General features: G+C 41.2%; 25 protein-coding genes, 1 other RNA gene and 2 pseudogenes. 3 read left to right on the top strand and 25 right to left on the bottom strand.

Annotated features, from left to right (window positions below):
- Nucleotides 1–353: 353 nt before the first annotated feature.
- The 11 genes and pseudogenes from KFZ56_RS07820 to KFZ56_RS07770 all read right to left on the bottom strand — a co-directional run bounded on the left by KFZ56_RS07820 (nucleotide 354) and on the right by KFZ56_RS07770 (nucleotide 8,096).
- Nucleotides 354–860, bottom strand: coding sequence for a DNA-deoxyinosine glycosylase (locus KFZ56_RS07820; protein ID WP_222641349.1), 507 nt, complete (start codon nucleotides 858–860; stop codon nucleotides 354–356).
- A gap of 134 nt (nucleotides 861–994) precedes the next feature.
- Nucleotides 995–1,121: pseudogene (locus tag KFZ56_RS07815) on the bottom strand (acetyltransferase); the annotation flags it as partial.
- A gap of 145 nt (nucleotides 1,122–1,266) precedes the next feature.
- Entirely contained in the window at nucleotides 1,267–1,761 is a 495-nt protein-coding gene (locus tag KFZ56_RS07810; RefSeq protein WP_222641348.1) for a GNAT family N-acetyltransferase, read from the bottom strand.
- A 22-nt stretch (nucleotides 1,762–1,783) separates the two neighbouring features.
- Complete coding sequence (locus KFZ56_RS07805; RefSeq protein ID WP_222641347.1) at nucleotides 1,784–2,551, bottom strand: GNAT family N-acetyltransferase; 768 nt, start codon at nucleotides 2,549–2,551, stop codon at nucleotides 1,784–1,786.
- Nucleotides 2,548–2,952 carry a hypothetical protein gene (locus KFZ56_RS07800; protein ID WP_222641346.1) on the bottom strand — a complete coding sequence of 135 codons (405 nt, stop codon included), beginning with the start codon at nucleotides 2,950–2,952 and terminating at the stop codon, nucleotides 2,548–2,550. Before KFZ56_RS07800 ends, KFZ56_RS07805 begins: the two co-directional genes overlap by 4 nt.
- Nucleotides 2,953–2,963: 11 nt before the next feature.
- Nucleotides 2,964–3,932: a phosphotransferase gene (locus tag KFZ56_RS07795; RefSeq protein ID WP_222641344.1), complete on the bottom strand. Its 969-nt coding sequence runs from the start codon at nucleotides 3,930–3,932 to the stop codon at nucleotides 2,964–2,966.
- 312 nt (nucleotides 3,933–4,244) lie between these two features.
- Nucleotides 4,245–5,192 (bottom strand): alpha/beta hydrolase, encoded by a 948-nt coding sequence (locus KFZ56_RS07790; RefSeq protein ID WP_222641342.1) that lies wholly within the window; start codon nucleotides 5,190–5,192, stop codon nucleotides 4,245–4,247.
- A 170-nt stretch (nucleotides 5,193–5,362) separates the two neighbouring features.
- Complete coding sequence (locus KFZ56_RS07785; RefSeq protein WP_222641340.1) at nucleotides 5,363–5,731, bottom strand: VOC family protein; 369 nt, start codon at nucleotides 5,729–5,731, stop codon at nucleotides 5,363–5,365.
- A 156-nt stretch (nucleotides 5,732–5,887) separates the two neighbouring features.
- Nucleotides 5,888–6,074: non-coding RNA, 6S RNA (ssrS, locus tag KFZ56_RS07780), on the bottom strand.
- A gap of 94 nt (nucleotides 6,075–6,168) precedes the next feature.
- On the bottom strand, nucleotides 6,169–6,330 hold the full coding sequence (gene sspL, locus KFZ56_RS07775; protein WP_222641338.1) for a small, acid-soluble spore protein L: 162 nt from the start codon (nucleotides 6,328–6,330) through the stop codon (nucleotides 6,169–6,171).
- Nucleotides 6,331–6,434: 104 nt separating this feature from the next.
- Nucleotides 6,435–8,096 carry a fatty acyl-CoA synthetase gene (locus KFZ56_RS07770; RefSeq protein WP_222641336.1) on the bottom strand — a complete coding sequence of 554 codons (1,662 nt, stop codon included), beginning with the start codon at nucleotides 8,094–8,096 and terminating at the stop codon, nucleotides 6,435–6,437.
- Nucleotides 8,097–8,304: 208 nt separating this feature from the next.
- On the opposite strand from KFZ56_RS07770, the gene KFZ56_RS07765 reads away from it, so the two are divergent.
- Nucleotides 8,305–8,583: a hypothetical protein gene (locus KFZ56_RS07765; protein ID WP_222641333.1), complete on the top strand. Its 279-nt coding sequence runs from the start codon at nucleotides 8,305–8,307 to the stop codon at nucleotides 8,581–8,583.
- A 197-nt stretch (nucleotides 8,584–8,780) separates the two neighbouring features.
- On the opposite strand, the gene KFZ56_RS07760 is transcribed toward KFZ56_RS07765, so the two are convergent.
- Genes KFZ56_RS07760 through KFZ56_RS07740 form a run of 5 tightly spaced genes read right to left on the bottom strand, consistent with a single transcriptional unit; the run spans nucleotide 8,781 to nucleotide 11,471 of the window.
- Entirely contained in the window at nucleotides 8,781–9,254 is a 474-nt protein-coding gene (locus tag KFZ56_RS07760; protein WP_222641332.1) for an RDD family protein, read from the bottom strand.
- Between the two features lie 12 nt (nucleotides 9,255–9,266).
- Complete coding sequence (gene sppA, locus KFZ56_RS07755; protein ID WP_222641330.1) at nucleotides 9,267–10,262, bottom strand: signal peptide peptidase SppA; 996 nt, start codon at nucleotides 10,260–10,262, stop codon at nucleotides 9,267–9,269.
- Nucleotides 10,263–10,303: 41 nt separating this feature from the next.
- On the bottom strand, nucleotides 10,304–10,525 hold the full coding sequence (locus KFZ56_RS07750) for a YdbC family protein (RefSeq protein WP_222641329.1): 222 nt from the start codon (nucleotides 10,523–10,525) through the stop codon (nucleotides 10,304–10,306).
- A 23-nt stretch (nucleotides 10,526–10,548) separates the two neighbouring features.
- On the bottom strand, nucleotides 10,549–10,839 hold the full coding sequence (locus KFZ56_RS07745) for a hypothetical protein (RefSeq protein WP_222641327.1): 291 nt from the start codon (nucleotides 10,837–10,839) through the stop codon (nucleotides 10,549–10,551).
- Nucleotides 10,840–10,856: 17 nt separating this feature from the next.
- On the bottom strand, nucleotides 10,857–11,471 hold the full coding sequence (locus KFZ56_RS07740) for a 3'-5' exonuclease (protein WP_222641325.1): 615 nt from the start codon (nucleotides 11,469–11,471) through the stop codon (nucleotides 10,857–10,859).
- Between the two features lie 269 nt (nucleotides 11,472–11,740).
- Between KFZ56_RS07740 and KFZ56_RS19555 the strand changes: the two genes are divergently transcribed.
- Nucleotides 11,741–11,869, top strand: coding sequence for a hypothetical protein (locus KFZ56_RS19555; protein ID WP_255584922.1), 129 nt, complete (start codon nucleotides 11,741–11,743; stop codon nucleotides 11,867–11,869).
- 244 nt (nucleotides 11,870–12,113) lie between these two features.
- Here KFZ56_RS19555 and KFZ56_RS07735 read toward each other — a convergent pair whose 3' ends face one another.
- The 8 genes from KFZ56_RS07735 to KFZ56_RS07700 all read right to left on the bottom strand — a co-directional run bounded on the left by KFZ56_RS07735 (nucleotide 12,114) and on the right by KFZ56_RS07700 (nucleotide 21,281).
- Nucleotides 12,114–13,190 (bottom strand): tartrate dehydrogenase, encoded by a 1,077-nt coding sequence (locus KFZ56_RS07735; protein WP_222641323.1) that lies wholly within the window; start codon nucleotides 13,188–13,190, stop codon nucleotides 12,114–12,116.
- 27 nt (nucleotides 13,191–13,217) lie between these two features.
- Nucleotides 13,218–14,351: an alanine racemase gene (gene alr, locus KFZ56_RS07730; protein ID WP_222641322.1), complete on the bottom strand. Its 1,134-nt coding sequence runs from the start codon at nucleotides 14,349–14,351 to the stop codon at nucleotides 13,218–13,220.
- Nucleotides 14,352–14,402: 51 nt separating this feature from the next.
- The gene (gene dat, locus KFZ56_RS07725) at nucleotides 14,403–15,251 is read right to left on the bottom strand and encodes a D-amino-acid transaminase (RefSeq protein WP_222641320.1); all 849 of its coding nucleotides are present in this window, start codon (nucleotides 15,249–15,251) and stop codon (nucleotides 14,403–14,405) included.
- Between the two features lie 188 nt (nucleotides 15,252–15,439).
- Nucleotides 15,440–16,435: a threonine/serine dehydratase gene (locus KFZ56_RS07720; protein WP_222641318.1), complete on the bottom strand. Its 996-nt coding sequence runs from the start codon at nucleotides 16,433–16,435 to the stop codon at nucleotides 15,440–15,442.
- A gap of 1 nt (nucleotide 16,436) precedes the next feature.
- On the bottom strand, nucleotides 16,437–17,654 hold the full coding sequence (locus tag KFZ56_RS07715) for a M20 metallopeptidase family protein (RefSeq protein WP_309228275.1): 1,218 nt from the start codon (nucleotides 17,652–17,654) through the stop codon (nucleotides 16,437–16,439).
- Between the two features lie 100 nt (nucleotides 17,655–17,754).
- Nucleotides 17,755–19,185 (bottom strand): NAD-dependent succinate-semialdehyde dehydrogenase, encoded by a 1,431-nt coding sequence (locus KFZ56_RS07710; RefSeq protein WP_222641317.1) that lies wholly within the window; start codon nucleotides 19,183–19,185, stop codon nucleotides 17,755–17,757.
- 70 nt (nucleotides 19,186–19,255) lie between these two features.
- Nucleotides 19,256–20,608 carry a 4-aminobutyrate--2-oxoglutarate transaminase gene (gabT, locus tag KFZ56_RS07705; RefSeq protein ID WP_222641315.1) on the bottom strand — a complete coding sequence of 451 codons (1,353 nt, stop codon included), beginning with the start codon at nucleotides 20,606–20,608 and terminating at the stop codon, nucleotides 19,256–19,258.
- Nucleotides 20,609–20,627: 19 nt separating this feature from the next.
- On the bottom strand, nucleotides 20,628–21,281 hold the full coding sequence (locus KFZ56_RS07700; protein WP_222641313.1) for a GntR family transcriptional regulator: 654 nt from the start codon (nucleotides 21,279–21,281) through the stop codon (nucleotides 20,628–20,630).
- Nucleotides 21,282–21,504: 223 nt separating this feature from the next.
- On the opposite strand from KFZ56_RS07700, the pseudogene KFZ56_RS20030 reads away from it, so the two are divergent.
- Nucleotides 21,505–22,508, top strand: a pseudogene (locus tag KFZ56_RS20030) (2-hydroxyacid dehydrogenase).
- 28 nt (nucleotides 22,509–22,536) lie between these two features.
- On the opposite strand, the gene KFZ56_RS07690 reads toward KFZ56_RS20030, so the two are convergent.
- Nucleotides 22,537–23,724 (bottom strand): M24 family metallopeptidase, encoded by a 1,188-nt coding sequence (locus KFZ56_RS07690; protein ID WP_222643937.1) that lies wholly within the window; start codon nucleotides 23,722–23,724, stop codon nucleotides 22,537–22,539.
- Between the last annotated feature and the right edge of the window lie 189 nt (nucleotides 23,725–23,913).

Raw genomic sequence — 23,913 nt, 5'->3', positions numbered from 1 at the left:
AAAGATGATCTTTTTACATGGCGGCTTAAATCCCCTAATGAAAGGGGCGTGAGCTTGTGATACCAATTGACAAGGTGCTTGAGTTACTTTTTTTATTTGCCACACTTATTCTGTTAGTTGTGAACACCAGCCAAGAAAAAAAGTAATCATCCTGACCAAATACACCTGAGGCTCGGACAATTACTTTTTTCCTTTCCCTAGACGAAGCCGCCTAACTGATGCAAGGCACCGTCTGGTGGGTCGTAAGTTATGCCTTACGACTCACACCTTCATATTGTATTCTATTGTTCTGAAAAATACAACCGATTTTTCATTTTAATACTGACGAAATGATTAAATGTAATGAGCGAGTGCTAATACGAAAAAGGCAAAATTTGACTCCATGCTTCTACTTTCCCTTCAAATGACTTCGTATATTTTCCTGGAATCGGGCTGGTTGATGGCATTTTCAAGACTTCTATTCCCTCTAATTCATCGACTGGAAAATTCCTTTTAAATGTTTGATAGGATTTTCCTCCGTTACACGCAATTAATGTAATGGTCGGATGCGCTTTTAATAATCCGATGATATCATTCGGTTCCTCTTCCAAAATATTTGTATCCAGACTTCCTTCTCTATAGCACCTACCAATCGAATCCCATAGGGCAATTCCATGCTTCTTTACGAATGCGATTTTTTCATTATATTCACGAAGTGGCTCTTGATCAAAAAGCTCATAAAGAATATCCCAAAAATGGTTACGAGGGTTTCCGTAATATTCTTGTTTCTCAAGCGACATCCCACCAGGAATGGATCCGAGAATGAGCACCTTAGGATTCTTCGGTACAACAGGTGGAAAGGCATTTATTTTTTCATCCATAACAATCACTCCATAATTACATATACCCAAAGTTTTGTCTGTTAACACCAACATGAAGGTTTAGATTATCCTATATATGTCAAGCATTAACAGATTCAATATTTATTTGTAAAACAGCAAGCCCTGTAGACGCACTATAATTCCAATTCCTTTATAATCTTCACCGGATTCCCACCTACTACCACATTATTAGGGAGATCCTTTGTTACGACAGTGCCTGATCCAACCACTATCTCCTATATAAATTCCAGGGTTGATGATACAATCTCGTTAATTGTTGGGCGTGTAATTGCTCTGCTTGTAATTCTGAATCAGCGATAGTTCGATATCATTTTTTGTTTTTCTGATTTCAAATTTTCTCTCTCTTTGTTATCTATGGTGTCTCTTGGTAGTTTCAACAAATCAACTAAAAATAATCAGGTATATCAAAGGATATGGCATCACCATCGTATAGTTCCGAATAGTACATACAAACACTATCTTTAGATTTTTGTTTTGATAATGGTAACACTTTAAAATGTAAACGTTCATAGAACGCTGACCCAATATCGCTATATAAGAAAAAGTGATTGCATTGTTCCTTTTCTTTCAACGCTTGTAAAACCATCTTTATTAATGCTGAAGCATAGCCATTATTTCTACAATGAACAGGAGTTGAAATGGAACCAATACCCCGGACAATCAAACCTTCTATCGGATCAAGATGATATACAATTAAAGAAGATAACTTGCTCCCAGTTTGAGTATCCTCATAAACATACCATGTTCCCTTTTTGTATTTTGTAGATGATCTACAGCTATTTATGTATTTTTCCATTGGAAGATCATCTCCCCACACATCATACCCCATTGCATAGATGGCATCCATATCCGCATCGACGGCTTTTCTAATACGCTTCACATGAACTCCTCCAGTCATCGATCTACTTTTTTATATAATACACATCATACGATTCTTCCAAAACATATCCAAGCTTTTGTGCTAACTTAACAGACTCAAGGTTCGCTGCATCCCAACTCGGATACAATCCCGCATCGAGGCATTCTAAAATCAAAGCAGCTGCTGCTACAGTCGCCAGTCCCTTTCTTCTATGCACAGGATGTGTGCCAATTTCGATCTCGATTCCTTCATCATAAATACTATAGGACGATGCGCCACACACCACTTTTCCATCATACAAAATGGCAAAACCTAATCCTCTATTTATATAATCATCGATCGAATGGAACTGCCCTGTAAAGTCATCAGAAATTTCATGCAAAGAGGCTTCTCCTGCCAAGGATGCATCGATTGGCTTAAGTTCATATTCTTTTGGTAGCCCTGATAAAAATTTCTTAATATACGTCCGATCCAGATCATCTACATTCTTTTTAAAACGATAACGTTGTATTTTTTCTATGGAGCCTTCATGAATGGTTTCCATACGACTTTTCCATTCATCTGTATGAACAATTGCTAGTATATTTTCAGGCAAATGATATAATAAAGTGTCAGCCTCTTTTGCATGAGGATTTCCGGCATAGAATACAAAATCTCCTACCAGCACTTGACAGACAGTTGGTTTTTCAACGTCATCTACCCAAGCGCTCCCCATATGGCCTTGAAGACATGAGAGGATAATCGTGTCATTCATATCTTCAAACATTGGAAATAGCTGTTTTCTCACATGAAGATCTGCTTCATAAATCATGAACGTTCCTTCTTTCTACCAATTTTATTATTTAGCTTATAAAAACACTTTTTCACCGTTTCCCTTAATGCTTGTAGTCTTCTGATAATCACGTCCATGTTTATCTCTTCCCGAATGAATAGAAACCACCAGGTCCCGATATACGCTAAACACAATATAATCAATACTGCCCAGAAGTCACCCTTAGCCAGTTGAGAAAAAAGATATCCCAATTTATTAGTACCCTCTGCCCGCTGCGCAATGAATAATAAACCAACGATCGGAATCAGTAATGATACGATGATGCATGTATAAGCCCAATATAGCATTCTGAATCGAAAACAACTATAAATGGCGCTGATTAAGGTTAACAAAAGAATTAAATAATACATAGCCCATAAGCCCTTTGGCAATGCCTCCATTTTCTCACCTCTTAAATCTCCCGTATCATATCTGTCTTAACCTGCAATACGAATAATTCTAAAGATTGTTTATTGATCCAGTTCGTTCCCCATACATCATCATTTTGCAACATTGTACCTAGTAAACAAAATCTTCTCGCAGTTATAAATATGGGTAAGCTGTCAACATCGTCTTTGTCCAGCCTCCGTTGAGAAAAGTAACCATTTAGAAAAACATCCCAGCATTCTTCTTCCTGCTTCCCATAGTTCGTGAGCAAATTCCACCAGGATACTGCAACATCATACGCCCTGAATCCCATTGCCCCACTATCAAAATCAAAAATTTCTAATACTCCATTATTCATATGCATATTATGATTATGAAAATCACCATGACAGAAACCCAGTTCCAAATTTTTATGACCCAATGTGGTTTTGATGTTTTCCACAATCTCGTGCATATCTCCTTCTATTTCCTTGCCTAAAACCCTGCGAACAACCGGCAAAACGCGCGAAGTTGGTTCATCCAATATATGCGTAAGATCTAATGCAAATCCGCGTCTATGATCCGAATGAAAATCATCGGTTACACGGTGTAAATGGCCCAATGACTCCCCGATTAATTTCGCATTCTCAACATTTATGGCAGGTCTCTCCCCTTTTGAATATGTAAACAGCATACCGTAACGGCGTCCTTCAGGCGCATCTATTGCACTCAAATAAGTTCCATCACGTTTTGCGATCGGATAAGAAGCCGGATACATTTTTGCATGTAAATGGTTTAGTACATCCAATTCAAACTTAATTGCCTCTTCATTCCTCCAGCCATGACGATAAACCCTAAAAATATAGTACTTTCTTGGTGTGGTAATAAGATAGGTATCATTTAACCCTCTTGTTAAAAATCTGCATTGGCTAATTGGCCCCAAATGATACCCTTGTAATAAATCTAGGATTGATGTTTCATCTATTAATGTATGCTTTATGCTTATGCTTGTCATTTTGTCCTCCAAATTCCTATTATAAAGATTCGCCATAAAAGCCTATCTTCCTGCAACGATTTCGTATTTTTCATGTGAAAAAGCTCCAATTTCATGATAACAGATAAAATAGAGCTTTTTTTACAATTTCATTTTCTCTTTTCGATCGATATGCTAGGATTAATAGAACTTTCGTTGAAGTGGATTGATAATCAATTTTCCTCCGATCAACAGTTAATTTCTTGCAATAGGAGAGGGCACGTTTGAATCAGTAGATAGCGGTCCATCTCAGAAGACAAAAACTGCTACCCCCTAAAGTAGCAGTTTCCATACCTAATCCTCCAAAGCCCTATCTATAAAGTCCTGCAACCGATCTTGAAATTCAGCCGTAGCAACCGTATACGCATCTGTATGGCCTGCTTCCGGAATAATCCAAATTTCTTTGTCACCACCGGCTGCCTCATACAGTTCATGAGCCATCTCTGTTGGGACAAGTTCATCTTCTTCCCCGTGAATAATGAATAACGGACGTGTATTATTTTTCACCTGATCAATCGCAGAGGCTTCTTCAAAGGTAAATCCTGCCCTCACCTTGGTCATCACACTTGTCATATCAAGTAATGGAAAAGCCGGAAGATTATACAAATGGTTCAGCTGATGTGTTAATTCTTCCTTAACCGTCGTGTAGCCGCTATCTTCCACAATTCCTTTCACCTCGGCAGGAAGATCCTCTCCACTAGTCATTAAAACGAGCGCAGCCCCCATCGAATTTCCATGGAGAAATATTTCTTCAGCCTCATGGTCCTCGATCAACATGTCAACCCATTGTTGATAATCAAGCCTGTCATGCCAACCATAGCCAATATAGTCACCTTCACTTTCCCCGTGTCCGCGAGCATCCGGCATTAATATATCAAACCCTTGATCATAATAAAATTTCACCAATTCATCCATATCCTCTTTCACTCCGCGAAACCCGTGAGCAAGAATAACAGCTTTACCGGTTGATGCTTCATTATCTATGTAAATGGCTTTTAAGGTTAAATCATCATACGAACTCTGTTCAACGACCTGTGTATCTTGCTCTCCGAACCACTCCTCAGCTTCTTCTACGATCGATTGATCCTGTCTGCTCGCAACCGTCTCCACTTCTTCACTGTGTAATTCAACCTCATTCCCTCGCTTTACCGCTTCCCCGTAAAAATAATTCGTTACCAGAAAAACGGCAACAAGAAGTAAAGCAACAATAATTCCGGAAATAAGTAATATTCTTTTTTTCAATGTACATCCCCCCTTGTAAATTCCCTTACTATTAATCCTTTACATTATTTTAACATATTTGAAAGAACAAAGGCGCAAGGTGCCCGGTGAGCAACGTACAAACTGCGCTTAGCGCTACGGGTGGTTCAGGCGTGCTCAGCAAAGTGGCAGTTTAAGTTGAACCTCAGAGCCTACACCCACTCCAGAAACTCAATCCGATTTCCAAAAGGATCAGTTACATAAAAGCGATTCGCCCCAGGCAAACGGTCATCAACCCGAAAGTCAACGTTTTTCGCCGCTAAGTGATCCTTCATTATCTCTAAATTTTTTACTTGAAAAGCAGGATGAGCCTTTTTAGCTGGTGTAAAGGATTTATCTGATCCTATATGTACATGTACAGTTCCAGAGCGAAACCACACTCCGCCTCTTCCCTGTAAAGTTTCAGGTTTTTCCATTTCATCAAAACCTAATACATTCCGAAAAAATCCTCGTGCTTCATCTTCACTGCCTACAGGTGCTGCAAGTTGTACATGATCAATTGCTTCATAGTAAAAATTCATCCTATCCAGCTCCTTTTATGTGTCTAAGCTGATCATATCACCACACATCCAACACGCATAATACAAAAATACAATCACTTTCCGCAGGTTTTACTTATACTTTCCCATATTAAAAGACCAGCCTCCATAAGAAGCTGGTCTTGAACATTAATAGAGTTACAGGCCACAATTGCCGTATTTGATATAAAAAGTTTTAAACCACCACTTCTCCAAGTGGGTGTTTGCAAAAACATTCCTGTCTTCCGCTACACATTGACGGCCCGACATTCCAATTTTTATATAAAACTCCCTATTCATCTGTTAGAGGTTAAAACTTATTTAAATACGCACATCGTAGCTTGTAACCATATTATATATCAGGTGTAGTGAAAATTCAATGGGAAATTTACCCTCATCCGGTTGACCGTGGGACATAGGGACAGGCTTACTGTCCCATTCTAAATTTTCGTATTCTTCTTTTTAGCTCGTTGTTCCAGCTGGGATTTTGGTTGCTGGTCTGCAACATCTTCAGACAAGCCTTGAGGATTTAAACTAGAATTTTTCACGCTTTCCTTATCTCGGTTTGTATTCTTCTTTTTAGCCACCAAGACCACCTCCATGCATTAGTGTTTCAAAAATAAATAATTATATGCCTAAGGCAGGAAATAAGGAAAGTTCTCTATCCATTACCCAAACACCAAATAGGACAAAGGAGCCGGTGTACCTACGCGAGAGGAGTGGGACAATGAACCTGTCCCTGTGTCCCATTCTCACTGGGGCAATGAACCTGTCCCCCGTCCCCATACTGATCTCGCAACGCTCGCTTCATAACTTTTCCACTCGGGTTCTTTGGTAATTCATCGGCAAAATCGACATATTTCGGAACCTTAAATGTCGATAATTTACCTTTACAAAAGGTGATAACCTCTTCTTTCGTTAATTTCATCCCGTCTTTTAAAATAATAACCGCTGCTACTGCTTCAATCCAATACGTATCAGGGATACTGACAACAGCGACTTCAGACACGCCATCCAACTGATAAATCGTCTCCTCAACTTCCCTGCTTGAAACATTCACGCCACCTGTGTTTATCATATCTTTCTTCCGATCAACAATCGTTACGTAGCCCTCCTCATCCATCACACCGAAGTCTCCGCTATGGAACCAGCCATTTTTAAAAGCTTTTGCCGTTTTTTCCGGGTCATGCAAATATCCCTTCATCGCATGGGATGTTCGATGAACAATTTCACCTATTTGCCCGCGGGGTACTTCTATATCTTCATCATCCACAATTTTCGTCTGCACATTTAATGTCGCAACTCCTGCTGAACCAAGCTTTCGTAATTGATCCTCAGGTTGAAGCGCAGTTGCAAGTGGAGCAACTTCCGTTTGCCCATAAAAATTCCAGAAACGTGCGTTAGGCAAGCGTTCCATGAGTTCTTTTAAAATTTCTTTTGGCATAATGGCAGCTCCATAATAACATTTCTCCAACGTTGATAAATCGCGTTTATCAAAATCCGGATGACGAAGTAGTCCAATCCATACAGTCGGTGGACAAAATAGCTGTGTCGCTCCTTCTTCTTCAATTGTTTTTAAAATTAACGCGGGATTTGCCGCACTTAAGATGATCCCACTTGAGCCGACATACACACTGGGACCAAGAAACACATTGAGCTGTGCACTATGATAAAGCGGCATTGCATGAATGGCCACATCACCTGCATCCATTTTTCCGTCAACAATGGAACTCACATACTCCCCAACAATACTTTTATGGGAAAGCATCACTCCCTTTGGACGCGATTCTGTACCACTCGTATACAATACTTGAACAAGGTCATCGTCAGCAATTTCCGCTTCCACGAAATCAATAGGCTGTCCAGCACGAGCAGTAGCTAATGGCTTCCATTCGACTAACTCATCAGTACAAGTAACAGAAACTTCCATCAAGTACCGTTGTTTTATCTCTAATCTACTAGCTGACTGATCAAGTAAAGGGGCATATTCCTCCGAAGCAATGAAACCGCTAACTTCAGCATGCTCCAAAATATATTGAACATCTTCAGTTGTTAGCATATAGTTGATGGGGATCATAACTGCTCCAATGCGTGCCAAAGCAAAAGTTACCACAACAAAGTCCAAACTATTTTTAGACATGACTGTAACCCTATCCCCTTTTTCCATTCCATCCTCTAAAAACGCATGTGCCATCTGGTTAACCAAGTCATCCAATTCTGCATAATTTAAACGTTGGCCATTGTAAGCGAATGCAAATTTATCCGGCATCCGCCCGCGGGTTCTTGCCAGTAAATCTCCTAATGTATTACGACGTGCCCTTTCCAAGATCCTGTCAAGACCATCCTGTACATTTGCTTCTCTGCTCATTCTCCCACTCCTCCAATGAATTTGGATGTACGCCTTGTTGAATATTCCTTTTTTTATTTTATTTCAGATATCTAAGGATGGCAAGCAGTACCATTTACGTTTTTCTAAAAAAATTGGTAAATAATACATAAGCAAAGGATTACTGTGACACGCTATGTACAGAGCATGCAAACCAGCTCAATAAAACTTTCATGGAGGTTATTTCATTATGGCTCAGCAAAACGCACAACAGCAAATTCAACAAGCTGTTCAACAGGCACAACAAGCACAGCAAGCCGTACAACAGGCTCAAGCTAGTGCAGACCCACAACAAATTCAGCAGGCGCAACAGCAATTGCAGCAAGCTGAACAAGGATTACAAAATGCACAAACCCAAGCAGGTGCTAGTGCACAACAAGATCCGCAAATCCAACAAGCACAGCAACAGCTTCAAGAAGCACGTCAACAAGCAACCCAAGCTCAACAGCAACAAAATAATCAACAATAATGTAAAAACATACATGTAAAGAGGATCGCTACTTAGCGATCCTCTTATTTGTATTGTAAAAAGCGCCTTTTCCATAAGTACAATTGCTTTAAAACCATCGTAGTTTCTATCTTTTGTACCCAAAGCAACCAATTTATAGAAGAAAACCTAAAAAAATCAGGATCTCCTGCAAATTCAAGCAGAAAACCCTGATTACCTTATTTCACGAACACTACTCTCGTATTTCCAATCATATCATGTAACCCTTGTTTTTCTGGTGTAAATGCCACTACGATATAGAGAAGTGCCATAAAGAAAAAAACGCGATAAATAAATCTTCCAACCAATTCCCGAAAAAGTAGATCACTCCATTGCAGTGGGCCTAAGTCATTTCGGATCACTTTTAAACCAAGAATCATTTTACCTACCGTCTGATTAAAAAACTTTGTCATCAACAGAAAATACACATAAAAAACGACCGCTCCAAGGATACCTGTTAAGGTCCAAAACCCGACATCGATAGGGGCACCATCGTTTACAAATTTAAACGGGCTTAGCAAGATACCATTTATACTAAATAGGACGATTAAATCAATCAAATATGCCCAAAACCGCATCCAGAAGCCGGCATACCGCCTTGGCAGGGAACTTTGTGTTGCTTCTGTGGTATATTCAATTTCTTCTTCACTCATGTTCGCGCCCCCTTATTTTGTATATAAATACATCGCACGCGGCGTATTGGATTCTCTTAACATGTCTTTGATTCCAGTTACATCAGGTTCGGATTCAAACAAGTTCTGGACAGATCCACCTAACCATTGATTAACTTCAAAGCCATTTTGATATTCAATAACGCGAGCATCACCTAAGTCATAGTCTTCCTTCATCATAGCAATCGTGTCATCCATAGAACCAAGGTCATCTACCAAACCGTTGTCATTCGCTTGTGATCCAGTATAAACCCGACCATCGCCTAATTCCCTTACCTCATCTTCAGGCATGTCACGTCCATCAACAATCACGTCCACGAAATCTCCATACATATCATCAATCATCGCTTGCAAAATGTCACGTTCATCATCCGTCATTTCACGGGAGGCCGACATAATATCCTTGTATTCACCACTTTTAATGGTATTAAAATCAATGCCATGCTCATCCGCAAATTCAGCGAAATTGAAGCTCTCCATAATAACTCCAATAGAACCGGTCAACGTTGCTTCATGTGCTACAATTTTGTCAGCTGGCGCAGCTACATAATAACCACCGGACGCTGCCGTATTACCCATCGATATATAAACAGGTTTGTCATACTCCTCCTGTATTTCTACTACTTTATCATGAATCTCTGCACTTTCAACGACACCTCCACCAGGAGAATTCACACGTAAAACAATCCCATTCACTGTACCATCCGATCCAGCTTGCTCAAGCAATTCCAAAAATCGTTCATGGTTATATCCACCTGTATCAAGCACTGAACTTTGACCACTATCTTGGATAACGCCATCCAAATTTAGTACAGCAATCTGATTCGTTCCAGCACCTTCCTCAATAACATTTTCCTGGAATTTATTATCCTGAAAATTAAACATTTCCTCAAAGTCGGTTGAAGCTATACTTGTCATCATTCGAAACCCTAATGAAAACACAAGTAAAACCACTGCAACAATGAGTGCAATCCAACGTTTACTGTTCATATGTAGCGTCTCCTTTATGTAAATGATAATCAAATCATACACTATTTATCTCTATTGTGTAAAATATCCTTCAGCTGCTTTACCTCGTCCGCAGTCATCGTTACACCTTTGCCCATCTTCTCTTTCCCAGGCGCCCAATCTCGCAAATCATATTTTGGACTGCGCCCATTCCAACTGACTACATTCAACTCCTTCGTCCAGCCCTTTGGTGATTCGGAAAGCACACCAATGTTTTCCACGATTTCATACTTTAATTCAGCCATTTTTTGTTCCTCCTTCGTTATTCTCAGCGATTTTTAAATATGTAAACAAAAGGTATCATCATGAGGACAGTAGGTATAAGATACAGGAAAGATAATGCGACTGTACCTAGAATAATCGCAATCCCCAATCCAATTAGAGCAAAATCAGTTTTTTTATCCATTTGATAACCACAAACGATACCAATCACGCCAGCCAAAGCACCTAGAAGTCCACTATTTCCAATTGTATAGGAATCATCTATTACAGCAAATAATTGGGTGGCTAAAGAAATCACAACTCCTAGCACCCCGCCAAGGATGGCTAATTTTCTCAATATAAATACCCTCATTCCTAAAAATATAATTTTCGTTTACGCTTCGTTGGTTTCTTCGCACGTGGCGGGACATACCCGTGTTCATAGATTCTTCCCTTGGTCATCTTGCATTTTTCCAAAAATGGGTCCAGGGATTCTGCCTGATATGCAGACAAAGCCTTTCTCAATATCTCTGCAGCAACCCGCGCGTCCTCCAGCGCATGATGATGTTCAAATGCAATACCGTGATGCATGGCAAGAGTGTTTAGTTTATGATTGGTCAAGCCTGGCCATACTCTTTTAGAAATATTTGCCGTACAAAGGTAGTCCATATCAGGGTAACTCAAATTAAAATAATCAAGCGTTTGCCTGAGCACACTCATATCGAAACTCGCATTATGCGCAATGACAACCTTTTGTGATAGATACTCATGAAGTGTCGGCCAAACTTGAGGAAATGTTGGTGCATGTACCACGTCACTCTTTGTAATACCGTGTATATCTGTATGAAATGACGAAAATCCCATAAGCGGATTAATTAAACTATAAAATTCATCCAAAATCTCATGCTCATTCGCGACAACCACACCGATCGCACATGGACTGAAACGCTTTTCATTAGCGGTTTCAAAATCGATGGAAACAAAATGCATATGTAATTTCCCCCTATTAATGTTGCATTCTATTTTTATAGTAACATTAATAGGGAAGCTGGTGCACTTGAGAACAAAAGCGAAAAGCGCTTGATTAAAAACGTAGAGATTGGAGCTCTCGTGTTATCTTCTCGTTTTTGGCGCTTGTAGCTGGACGTAGCCATTAATCAATAATACGTTATGCCCAAGCAAATAATTTTATAATTTCCTATGCAGGAACAAAGGCGCAGGGCGCCCGGTTAGCAACGTACAAACTGGAGCACTCCGCAATGAGATTAGATGAACTTGACTTATCACCAGTAGTGGTGAAAGTCAAAGTGAATCTTATGCTTGGAAAGCGAAAAGGAAACACAGCGAGGTACGAGCCGATGTTGACTTATCGTAATGGAGGAGTGTGAAGTTTGGGACTGCGCGGATGCTCGTCCCACCAAAAGACTTGCTATTGCTGGGCACTGGAGCCGGATGAGGCTTGTTTGGCCAGTGAATTATCCACAACCTCAAAATTTTATAATTTCCTATGCAGTTAGAAAAACCGGACAAAAAGCGTCCGGTCCTTTTTTGGTATTATTTGCAATCCCTGCCTAGAAATAAAAACACCAGACCCATAGCGAATCAGGCGCCATTACCCACCTCACCTGTTTTTTATGTAAATCTATGTTCCTGAAGTAGCTCCACAAATCGACACCCGAGTTCTGCTGTTGAAGCCGTCCCTCCTAAGTCAGGAGTTAATTGATCCGTTTCAGTGAGAAGCGATTTTATTGACGAGAGAATTGCTTCTCCCCACCCGGTTTCCCCGAAGAAATCCATCATCTGACTCACAGACCAAATTGCTGCAATTGGATTTGCAATTCCCTTACCGGCTATGTCCGGAGCTGATCCATGTACAGGCTCAAACATCGAAGGGTATTCCTTTTCGGGATTCACATTTGCTCCTGTTGCCAGACCTAATCCACCGGTAATACCTGCACCAATATCTGTTAAAATATCGCCGAAAAGGTTAGATGTGACAACAACTTCAAATCGTTTCGGGTCGGCTACGAAATATAAACTAGCAGCATCGACTAAATAAGAATATGTTTTTACATCCGGATATTCTTTTCCAACCTCTTCAAACACCTCATCCCAAAAAACCATGGAATAATTTAAAGCGTTACCCTTACTCACACTGGTTAGTGTTCGGTTCGTTTTGCGTGCCTCTTCATACGCATATCGGATGATTCGCTGTGTACCTTTCCTAGAGAATACACCCGTTTGCATGACAACTTCTTCCGGTTTATCCTTGTACAACCATTCCCCTGCTCCTGCATACTCTCCTTCACTATTTTCGCGAATCACTAGAAAATCGATATCTTTTTCCGTTTTGGCTTTCAATGGAGTTAAGGTTGAATGCAGGAGTGTAATAGGTCTCACGTTTACATATTGATCAAAACCCTTTCGTATTTTCAATAGGAGATCCCGTAATGAAATATGATCAGGTACACCCGGATAACCAACAGCCCCCAAGTAAATAGCATCAAAAGACTTTAATTGCTCCATACCAGCATCATCCATCATTTTCCCATGCTTCAGATAATATTCACATCCCCATGGAAATGTCTGAAATGAAAAGGATATCTCCGGATCCATGTCTTCAATCGCTTGTAAAACTTTCACACCTTCAGAAACTACTTCCGGTCCAATTCCGTCCCCTGGTATTAGCGCTATATTAAAATGCTTCATTGCCATCCCCCTTGAATTGTGTGAATATCAAACATACACCCTTCTAATTCGCTCTGTTAAACTCGACACTACTTCATCTACAATACTATCCATCCATTCCGCGACATCATAGGCTGAAATTTCATCTTCTCCTTGCCTGCCAATTAAAATTACTTCATCGCCTTTGGCAACATCCGGTATTGTTGTTACATCAATCAATGTTTGATCAAGTGATAACTTCCCAACTATTTTGGCCCTATGTCCTCTTACAAGCATTTCTCCCTTATTTGATAATCTTCTACTGTATCCATCCCCGTGTCCAATCGGTACAACAGCTATTTTTTCATGTGTCGTGGTAACATAGCTACCACCATAGCCAACTGGTGTATTTGGTGGTAAATGGCGCACATGAATCAATGTTGACTTCAATGTCATAACAGGTTTTAAGGTCAGAATATCCCGTTGACGCAACGCGGGGGGATATCCAAACAATGCCAAACCTGGTCTCACCATCTCTAAATGAAGATCTGGTCTTTCCATTGCAATCGTGGAACCACCAACGTGACGAATAGGAAACGTAAATCCTTGTTTGTAAAGCTTTTCCACCACCTCTAAAAATAAGCGAAACTGCTTTTCTGTCTTGCCCATGTCCCCCTCATCCGCACTGGAAAAATGCGTGTAAATACCTTCCCACCGAAGGCCCGGCAGTTTATAACAGGACGTACAAAACGGGATCACTTCATGAGGTTCTAAACCAAAACGATGCAGACCTGTATCTACTTTAACATGTACGGGAATCTCACGTTGTTGCTTTGTTGCTGCTTCGCTGATTGCTCGCGTTAACCTATACGAGAATACCGATGCTGTCAGTTTATAACGGGCTATATCTGCCGCTTGTGCGGGCATGATTGAATTTAAAACATGGATCGGAACTTGGATACCATTCTCGCGAAGCAGTGCCCCTTCTTCAACGGTGGTCACACCCAGGCGATCTGCTCCGGCACGAACCGCTTCTTTCCCTATCCGAACCGTCCCATGACCATAAGCATTTGTTTTTATTACCGCCAGCAGTATGCTTTTATTTATGATGCGTTTAACATTCCTTATATTTTCATGAAATGCTGCAAGGTCTATTTCTGCAGTGGTAGGATGATAGGCGGCTAATGTTGGTGAATAAATCAAAACAGATTTCCTCCTCCCTTTTATTTCCCCCTGCGATGGAGGAGGCTACCATCATGTTTCTGTCAGTTCTCGTATCAGCGAGCGAAATTCCTCTAAAATACGTAATGTCATTGCTCCAGGAACGCCTGCAGCGATTTTGTGATTATCAATTTGTAAAATAGGAATAATGTCCGATTTTGTTGCAGTAATAAACACTTCATCAGCAGCTAGCATGTCATCAACGGTAAATGGCTCTTCATTCACTTTCATGTCTAATGCATCACAACGTTCTATGATTTTTTGTCGCGTAATACCATTAAGAATATAGTTATTTGCAGGGTGAGTGTAAAGTGTTCCATCTTTCACCATAAACACATTTGAGGCACTTGCCTCTGTCACAATACCATCCCGATGTAGAATCGCTTCAACCGCATTATGTTCCACTGCTTTTTGCTTGGCCAACACATTCGGAAGCAAGTTTAGTGTCTTAATATCACAACGCAACCAGCGAATATCCTCTGTAAGCACAGCCACTCCACCCTTTTCCTCCAGGTCAGTCTTTCGTTCCTCTGCCCTAGTATAAGCAACAGTGACCGGGGATACATCTGGATCCGGAAATTCATGCCACCGTGGTCCAACACCTCTGGATACCTGCAAGTAAATAATACCTTCATAAAGTTCGTTGTTTTCCACTAATTCTTCCAAATTGGACCGGAAATCATCCATCTGATAAGGTAGCTTTAGCTGAATTTCATTCGCACTACGCTTGAGTCGGTCCAAATGTTCATCCATCATAAATGGCTTCCCGTCATAAACCCCTATGACTTCATAAATTCCATCACCAAATTGATATGCCCGGTCTTCTATATTGACACGACTTTCCCTTTCTATTATTTGATCATGAAACAACATTTTAGCCATTGCAAAACCTCCTAATTAGAATCCCGAACTCCGGGCTCAAAATTCGGAAATAACGAATGCCAAACTCGAACTCATCCATACCGTATACGAGGCAGCCAATGCCGAATTCGGATCCGCGAACCCCGAACTCCGAGCGCTGAACACCGAAGCTTAGATATCCAATTCCAAACCCGGTGCTCTAACATCAGTTATTTGAAACTTTTCGACTGATACTGATTCGCAATGTCCATGATGACGGATGTATCTACACTGCAGCCACTAATAATAATCGCAACGCAAGTGCCTAAATTTGCCTTTTCATGCAAAATGGCTCCAATCCCGGACGCTGCTGCACCTTCAATTATCATCTGATGGTTCTTTAGCATAAAGTACATTCCATCAGCAATCTCCTCTTCGTCAAGCAACATGATTTCATCTACATATTGTTGAATCATCTTAAAGGTGTACTGATTATGATCCCCAATTCCCCCTAGCAAACTATCAGCCAATGTATCTTGTTCCTCTACGGCAACAGGTTTCCCTTGCTTAATACTTTCATACATCGTTGCCCCCTTTACAGTCGAAACTCCTAAAAGCTGTACATGAGGTTCGATAGCTTTTAAAGCAACACCTAAACCGGAATGCATCCCGCCACCAGAAAGTCCCCCAATAACGGTATCAACTTCAGGCAAATCTTCCAGCAATTCCAAACCAATTGTTCCCTGGCCCGCAATCACCTCCGGATCATCAAAAGGATGGATCACCGTCAAACCATGTTCTTTTTCCAATTGATATGAACGTTGCTGTGCATCATCTTGGGACTGACCAATAATTTCAATTTGTGCGCCCATATCCCGAATTAGATTCACTTTTGCTTTCGGAACACGACCTGATATGCAAATAATTGCTTTCATTCCTAGCGTTTTAGCCAGATAAGCGACACTCATTCCAAAATTACCAGTAGAAAATGTAGTTACTCCTCGTTTTTGTTGTGCTGGAGTCAAACCTAACATTTTATTTGCTGCTCCCCTAATCTTAAAAGAACCACTCACATTCAGATTTTCCAATTTTAAATAAATTGGTGTTCCCGTGATTTCTGATAGCACAGGTGAATAAATCAAAGGAGACTTCTTTACGATGGGAGTGATTCGCTTATGGGCTGTTTGAATATCTTCGAATGTTATTGGTTGTATTTGGCGAGTCATGCTACACTTCCCCACCTTCTTCTTTCATTAAATAACGTCTTGCTGTTTCAGCAATAATGGATACACCAACTGGTAAGCTTCTTTCATCAATATCAAACGTTGGTGTATGCAGGTTTCGAGACACCCCATCATTAACCGCGCAGCCAAGGAAAAACATCGCGCCCGAAATTCTCCTCGTCATATGTGCGAAATCTTCTCCACCTAGACCAAACGGCATGTCACGTATATGAAAATCGGGATAAAGACCGCGAATCGTACGTTTAATGAAGCGATTGATTCTAGGATCATTTTCAAGTGCGGGGTCTTCAGGGGAAATTTTTAAAGCATAGTCTCCCTGCCAGACTTTCACCATGGAAAATGCCTTCTCCAGTTCCTTGTGCAGGCGTTTGCGAACATCAGGTCCATAGCTTCGAATCGTCCCGCTGATTGCTACTTCAGATGGAAGTATATTGTTAGCAGATCCGCTGTGAATAGCTCCAATACTAATCACAGCGGATTCAAGCGGAGATATGCGTCGTGCTGTAATCCCGTACACTGCAGCCAGAACAGGGCTAAGCATCCAGACAGGATCTGATCCCTGATGCGGATAGGCTGCGTGCCCACCAGTTCCCAAAATTTTTGCATCAAATACATCCACGTTAGCCATACTATATCCATCGTGAACCAGCACTTCACCTAGTTGATGTTCAGGACTCATATGAAGTGCAATGACAGCATCTACATCATCCAACACACCTGTTTGAATCATATACGGAGCCCCTGTAGAGCCATGTTCATCTGCACGTTCTTCCGCAGGTTGAAATAGAAATTTAACCGTTCCCTGCATTTCTCCATGTTTAAAAGCTTTACTTAACAGATGAGCTACTCCAAGCCCAATTGACATATGCGCATCATGCCCACAAGCATGCATGACTCCAGAGTTTTGCGACCTGTATTCATGTATGTTTGCTTCTTGAATCGGTAAAGCATCCATATCTGCACGGATCGCGAATGTCGGTCCTTTCCCAGAAGAAAGGGTACCAACAACCGCAGTCGGATATCCCGCATTCCTTTGGACGTGCATACCTGGCATGTTTTCCAGAATTCGAGCAACCATCTGAGAGGTTTTCATTTCTTGAAAGCTTAATTCCGGATTCGCATGAAACTTACGTCGCCACTCGACTAACTGCATTCGCATTTCTTTTGCTTTAATTTTCATCTCATTATTTACAGCAACCAAGTAAAACCCCCCTTGATCATCCAGGGTCAAACCATTGTCTACACACTTTCAAAAAGGAATTTGTATAATTCGCTTCTATTGGCAAGCTCCCTTTTTAATATTATTCCATTCCGATTGCCACGTACTGCGTTTCTAAAAACGCATCAATGCCATCATGGCCACCTTCTCTGCCAATGCCACTTTCTTTCATGCCACCAAAAGGAACTTGTGCAGCCGATGGCGCCCCTTCATTCCAACCGACAATACCGAAGTTCAGCTGTTCAATAACACGTGTGCCCCTTCCTACACTGTCCGTGAAAACATAAGCTGCCAAGCCATACGGCGTATCATTCGCAAGGGCGATCGCTTCGTCTTCTGTTTCTACTTTTTGGACAGGAGCTACAGGACCAAAAGTTTCTTCCTGCATTATCACCATCGACGAATCCACCTCACCAATAACAGTGGGCTTGAAAAAGACGCCCCCTTCGCTTATTGCTGGCTCTCCTCCACTGACGATCGAAGCGCCCTTATTGATTGCATCCTGCACATGATGATTCACTTTTTCCAGACCTGCCTGATTGATGAGTGGGCCAACATCGACCGATTCGTCCTCTCCATTTCCGACTTTCAACTCATTTACGGCTTGTGCAAACTTTTGAATAAATTCATCGTAAACACCGGATTGAACGTACACACGATTGGCACAAATACACGTCTGCCCGGCATTTCTAAATTTCGAAGCCATCACCCCTTTAACGGCCACATCAACATCTGCATCATCCAGAACAATCAGCGGCGCGTGTCCCCCAAGTTCCAGTGACAAATTCTTCACCGTATCAGCACTTTGTTTGATTAATATTTTCCCAACTTCCGTGGAGCCGGTGAACGTTACTTTACGAACCTTTTCACTTTCCATAACGGTGCTAGCAATTTTTGATGAAGAACCTGTAACCAGATTAATGACACCTTTAGGAAAACCTGCCTCTTTGGCTAACTCCATTAATTTCATAGCAGTTAATGGGCTTTCACTTGATGGTTTAATCACAATCGTACAACCTGCGGCAAGTGCTGGACCCATCTTACGCGTCAACATAGCAGCTGGAAAATTCCATGGGGTGATTGCTGCCACAACACCAATCGGTTTTCTCCATACCTGCAGACGCTTACCTGAGATATGTGTTGGAACCGTTTCGCCGTAAATACGCTTGCCTTCTTCTGCAAACCATTCCATAAAAGAAGCTGCATATTTCACTTCTCCTCTAGATTCCTGAATTGGTTTACCCATCTCAATTGTCATCGTATGCGCAAGATCTTCCTGATTTCCTAACATAAGTTCATGGAACCGCTTTAAATAACCGGCCCGATCATATGCAGTCAATGCGGACCATTCCTGGAGTGCATCATGGGCTGCATCAATTGCCTGTGTTGCCTCTTCTTCTCCGCCCACAGGAACGGTGCCGACGATTTCATTTGTTGCCGGATTGGTAACATCCTGTTTCTTTAAATTGTCTCCAACAGCGAATCCATTGATATGCATCAAGTAGTGTTTCATCATTTTTTCTCCTCTCCGTATTTCATATAGATAGTAAGTGTGAAGAACATAGCTTCATTTGATGCTCCCTCTATTTTGCAGAGACAGTAAGAGCCGCCTCTACGGATTCTTCCAATATATCCAATCCCTCCTGCAGCTGCTCATCGGTTATCACGAGCGGCATCAACAAGCGAACAACATTATCGTAAACACCCGCTTTAAGCGCGACAACGCCCCGCCGCTGCGCTTCTTTTAGGATCTGATCCGTGATTTGCCTATCTGGTGTTTTGCTTTCTCGATCTGTAACAAACTCCAGTGCACACATAGCTCCCATTCCTCTTACATCTCCAATCACGTCAAAACGCGCTTGCATGTGCTTAAATTTTGTCATGACCTGTTGACCAATCAAATCTGCGCGCCCGTTCAGGTTTTCCTTCTCCATTATATCCAGCACCGCAAGCCCAGCACGACAGCCAAGCGGACTCCCGCAATACGTTCCCCCAAGTTCTCCTGCACCTGCTTCGTCCATGATTTCTCTGCTTCCAATCACACCACTAATCGGTAGTCCTGCAGCCATGGATTTGGAAATCGTAATTAGATCCGGTTCCACTTCGAAATGTTCCATGGCAAAATACTTTCCTGTACGTCCAAAACCTGTTTGAATCTCATCTGCAATGAGAAGAATCCCATATTTCCTGCATACATCACTTATCCCCTGCACAAATGCTTTATCCGGAATGATGAATCCGCTTTCTCCTTGGACAGGCTCCATAATAACCGCTGCAACCTGATCAGGAGCGACTTCTTTAATGAAAAAATCCTCCATTTCATGACGTAAAAACGCGGAATATTCTTCTTCATTCATGGATTCTGGACGGCGGTAAAAATAAGGATACGGGGCATGGTAAACTTCAGCAGCAAATGGACCGTATTCATATTTGTATGGCCTCACCTTTCCGGTTAAAGACATAGACAATAATGTCCTGCCATGAAAACCACCGGAAAAAGAAACAACAGCTTGACGTTTCGTATATTTTCGAGCCACTTTCACCGCATTTTCGATCGCCTCCGCCCCACTGTTTAAAAACATCACTTTTTTTCCACCATTTCCAGGAGCCAGGGCAGCAATTTTCTCGGCGAATGCAATATATGGGTCATACATCATGACATTAAACCCGGTATGGATATAGCGATCAATCTGATCATGTAATGCATCTGTTACTAATTCATGACTATGCCCTGCGTTTATCGTTCCAATGGCCCCAGCGAAATCGATAAACTGATTTCCATCCACATCTTTAAGCAATGCACCTTTTGCTGATTCTACAAAAGTTGGAATCCCATAACTGACCGCGTCCGGAACAATCGCATGTCTCCGCTCAAGTAATGCCTTCGCCTTTGGTCCCGGCAATTCTGTTTGTACGTTCGCAAATTTTTTATTCATTTGTTAACCTCCCTACATTTTATTTGACCCCAAGTAAGTTCTCCCCAACATATGCAATATGATCCCTCACTCGTCCGTATACGACTTTAGCGTCTTTGGTTACTAAGGCGTTGTATAATTCCTTATGCTCTTCATAAAATTCCTGATGACTAGAATAATATTGATCAAGATGTACGAGATATGCCCGAATTTGTACTTGAATAGAGTCATAAATTTTGATAATTCGGGAATTATTGCATAAACCCACGACATAGCTATGAAATTGCATATCTAAATCAAATAGCGCATTCCAATCTTTTCGTTCTACTTCCTCCTTCATTTGATTGATAATCGCTTCGAGTTTCTGAAAATGTTCCTCGCTTAGATTAGATAACGCATCCGTAAAGGCATGATCCTCTACCAATGTTCGAAGTTCGATAATCTCTTTTAAATCCTTGTTTGAAAACTGTGCAACATACGTACCTTTTCGTGCTTTACTTATCACCAATCCTTCTTGTTCAAGCATTTTCAATGCTTCCCGTAGTGTACTCCGACTCACATCAAACATTTCTGCCAGCTCTACTTCCAGCAAACGTTCACCGAATTCAAGCTCCCGATCCCATATTTGCTGTCTTAGTTGTTCTGCGATAAGCTCACTCAACGGCTTTTGCACAATCATAGTATCATCATCCATATGTGGGAATCTCCTTTTATATTCATAACTTGCAATACCATGTTTTTTGCCGATTGTCGACATTAATTCTACCTTTATCTTAAAATACCTATTCCAAATAGTCAATACAATTATTCCATAATTTAAAATTATTTATTTTTACATTGACTTTTGCCATATTTATGGCTATTTTGGAAGAGGGACATGGGGACAGGAACCTTGTCCCAGCCGCATCCACCAAAAAATGGAGGTCTGTGATTTGAAAAAAATTATTGCATATGAACGTGTCGAGAAGCCTGTACTAGAAAACTTGCAGAAAAAACACGATGTTCGATTTTTTAAAAATATAGACCCAAAAGTTGATCCCGAATTCTTGGAATACTTATATCAGGCAGAAGGTATCATCGGATTGGATTTGCCAGTTGATCATGAATTACTGGAAAAAGCCCCTAATCTGAAAATTGTGAGCAATGTCTCTGTTGGCTATAATAATCTCGACCTTGAACAATTAAGCAAACATCACATTTTGGCAACCAACACGCCAAGCGTATTAACAGATACAGTGGCTGATACGATATTTGGCATTCTCATTGCCACAGCCAGACGCATTCCAGAGTTAGATCAGTTTGTTAAAAGTGGCCAGTGGAAGCAATCGGTTGAATCTGATCACTTCGGTATAGATGTCCACCATAAAGTATTAGGTATCATCGGAATGGGACGAATTGGTCAAGCAATTGCCAAGCGGGCTCATTTTGGTTTTGATATGGATATTGTCTATCACAGTCGTACACGTAAGCCAGATGTAGAAAAAAATATAACGCAACGTATACCAATCTCGACACATTGCTGTCTGTGTCTGATTTTGTTTGTCTCATTACCCCGTTAACACCGGAAACGAAGGGAATGATTGGCAAAAGGGAATTTGAGCTAATGAAACGATCGGCGATTTTTATTAACGGATCCCGAGGTAAGACGATCGTGGAACAGGATTTAATTGATGCCCTTAAAGATGGCGACATCGCTGCAGCAGGAGTAGACGTATTTGAAAATGAGCCAACCGATCCGAACAACCCACTCCTAAAAATGAAAAATACAGTCACCCTTCCCCATGTGGGCTCATCCACACACGAGACAGAATTAAAGATGTCTGAACTTGCTGCAATCAACCTCGAAAAGGGGTTAAATGATGAAAAACCACCGAATTTGATCGATCCAGAGGTATGGGATCGACGACGTAAAGGCAGCTAGAAAACTGCCTTTACGTCTATTCATTTCCTTAAGCTAACCGGATGTTCGGTTTCACAAAAAGTTCTTGCGGAAAATTATTGAATAATTCAACTCCGGTTTCTGTCACCCGGAATGATTCACTAATCTCCATTCCGGCATGGCCTAAATCAATCGTTGGTATCATATGGAAGGTCATATTCGGTTCGAGTATGGTACGGTCTCCCGGCCTGAGACTTGCAGTATGCTCTCCCCAGTCCGGTGGGTAATTAAGACCCATGGAATAACCAATTCGAGACTCTTTTTTAATTCCATTTCTTTCAATCGACTGTCGCCATGCCAATTCAACTTCTTCACAGGTAATACCTGGTTTCACAATATCAAGTGCACTGTTAACTCCTTCCGTAACAACCTCACTTAAACGTTGTATCTCTTCATCCGGTGTGCCCACCACGGCCGTACGAGCAAGTGGAGCATGATAACGCTTATAACAACCGGATAATTCGATAATTACAGGCTCTCCTGCTTGAAAAACATCATCTGTCCATGTCAAATGGCATGCAGAAGTCTTTTCTCCCTTTGGCACTAATGGAACAATGGCTGGATAATCACCACCAAATTCTTCCGTTCCACGTATTTGCGCATATGATATCCCTGCAACAACATCACTTTCCCGGGTGCCCTCATTTAAAATATCAAAAGCTGCTTCCATTGCTTTTTCAGAAATCCTGGCAGCTTTTTTCATATAATCAATTTCCTGGTTCGATTTGATAATACGGATCCAATTAACCAAGTTTGTGCCATCTTTAAATCTCGCATCCGGTAGTCCTTTTGTCAGCTGAATATGTGACTTCGCCGTAAAATAATAGCTGTCAAACTCCATCGCAATCGTCTTCTTATCCCACTTTCTATCTTTCAGGAAATCAACTACAAAGTCCATCGGATGACGAATCGTTGATTGAACATAATGATCGGCATATGGGAAAATATGATCTTCATCCAACCAACTGGTATGTCTCGCGGCATTCGCGTCTAAACCACGGCCAATCCAGTACGGCTGATCGTCTTCTATCATAACGATTAGAAGCTGATGAACATAAAACGACCATGCATCATAACCACTTAAATAATTCAAATTCGCTGGATCTGTCACTAATAAAACATCTATCCCTTCAGTCGCCATCCGTTGCTTCGTTTTGGCCATTCGCTCATGATACTCCAAAACCGGAAATCTTAACATAGCCATCCCTTCCCCTCTTCCTAAATTTACACCTTTCAGCGTAACGCACTGTTAAAGAACCCACCCTTTAGCAACCCCTCCTTTTTATGAAATCCTCTTTTGAAAGCGCTTACCTATATAAGATAAAATAGTAGGCCATGCTGTTTTTGAACGCAGACCTATAAGGAAATAATGTAGAGTAGTCTCCTC

This window comes from Virgibacillus sp. NKC19-3, from assembly GCF_019837165.1.
Lineage (GTDB): Bacteria > Bacillota > Bacilli > Bacillales > Amphibacillaceae > Virgibacillus_L > Virgibacillus_L saliphilus.
Note: the sequence above shows the minus strand (reverse complement) of the source record. Positions and strands in the feature narration are given on the sequence as shown.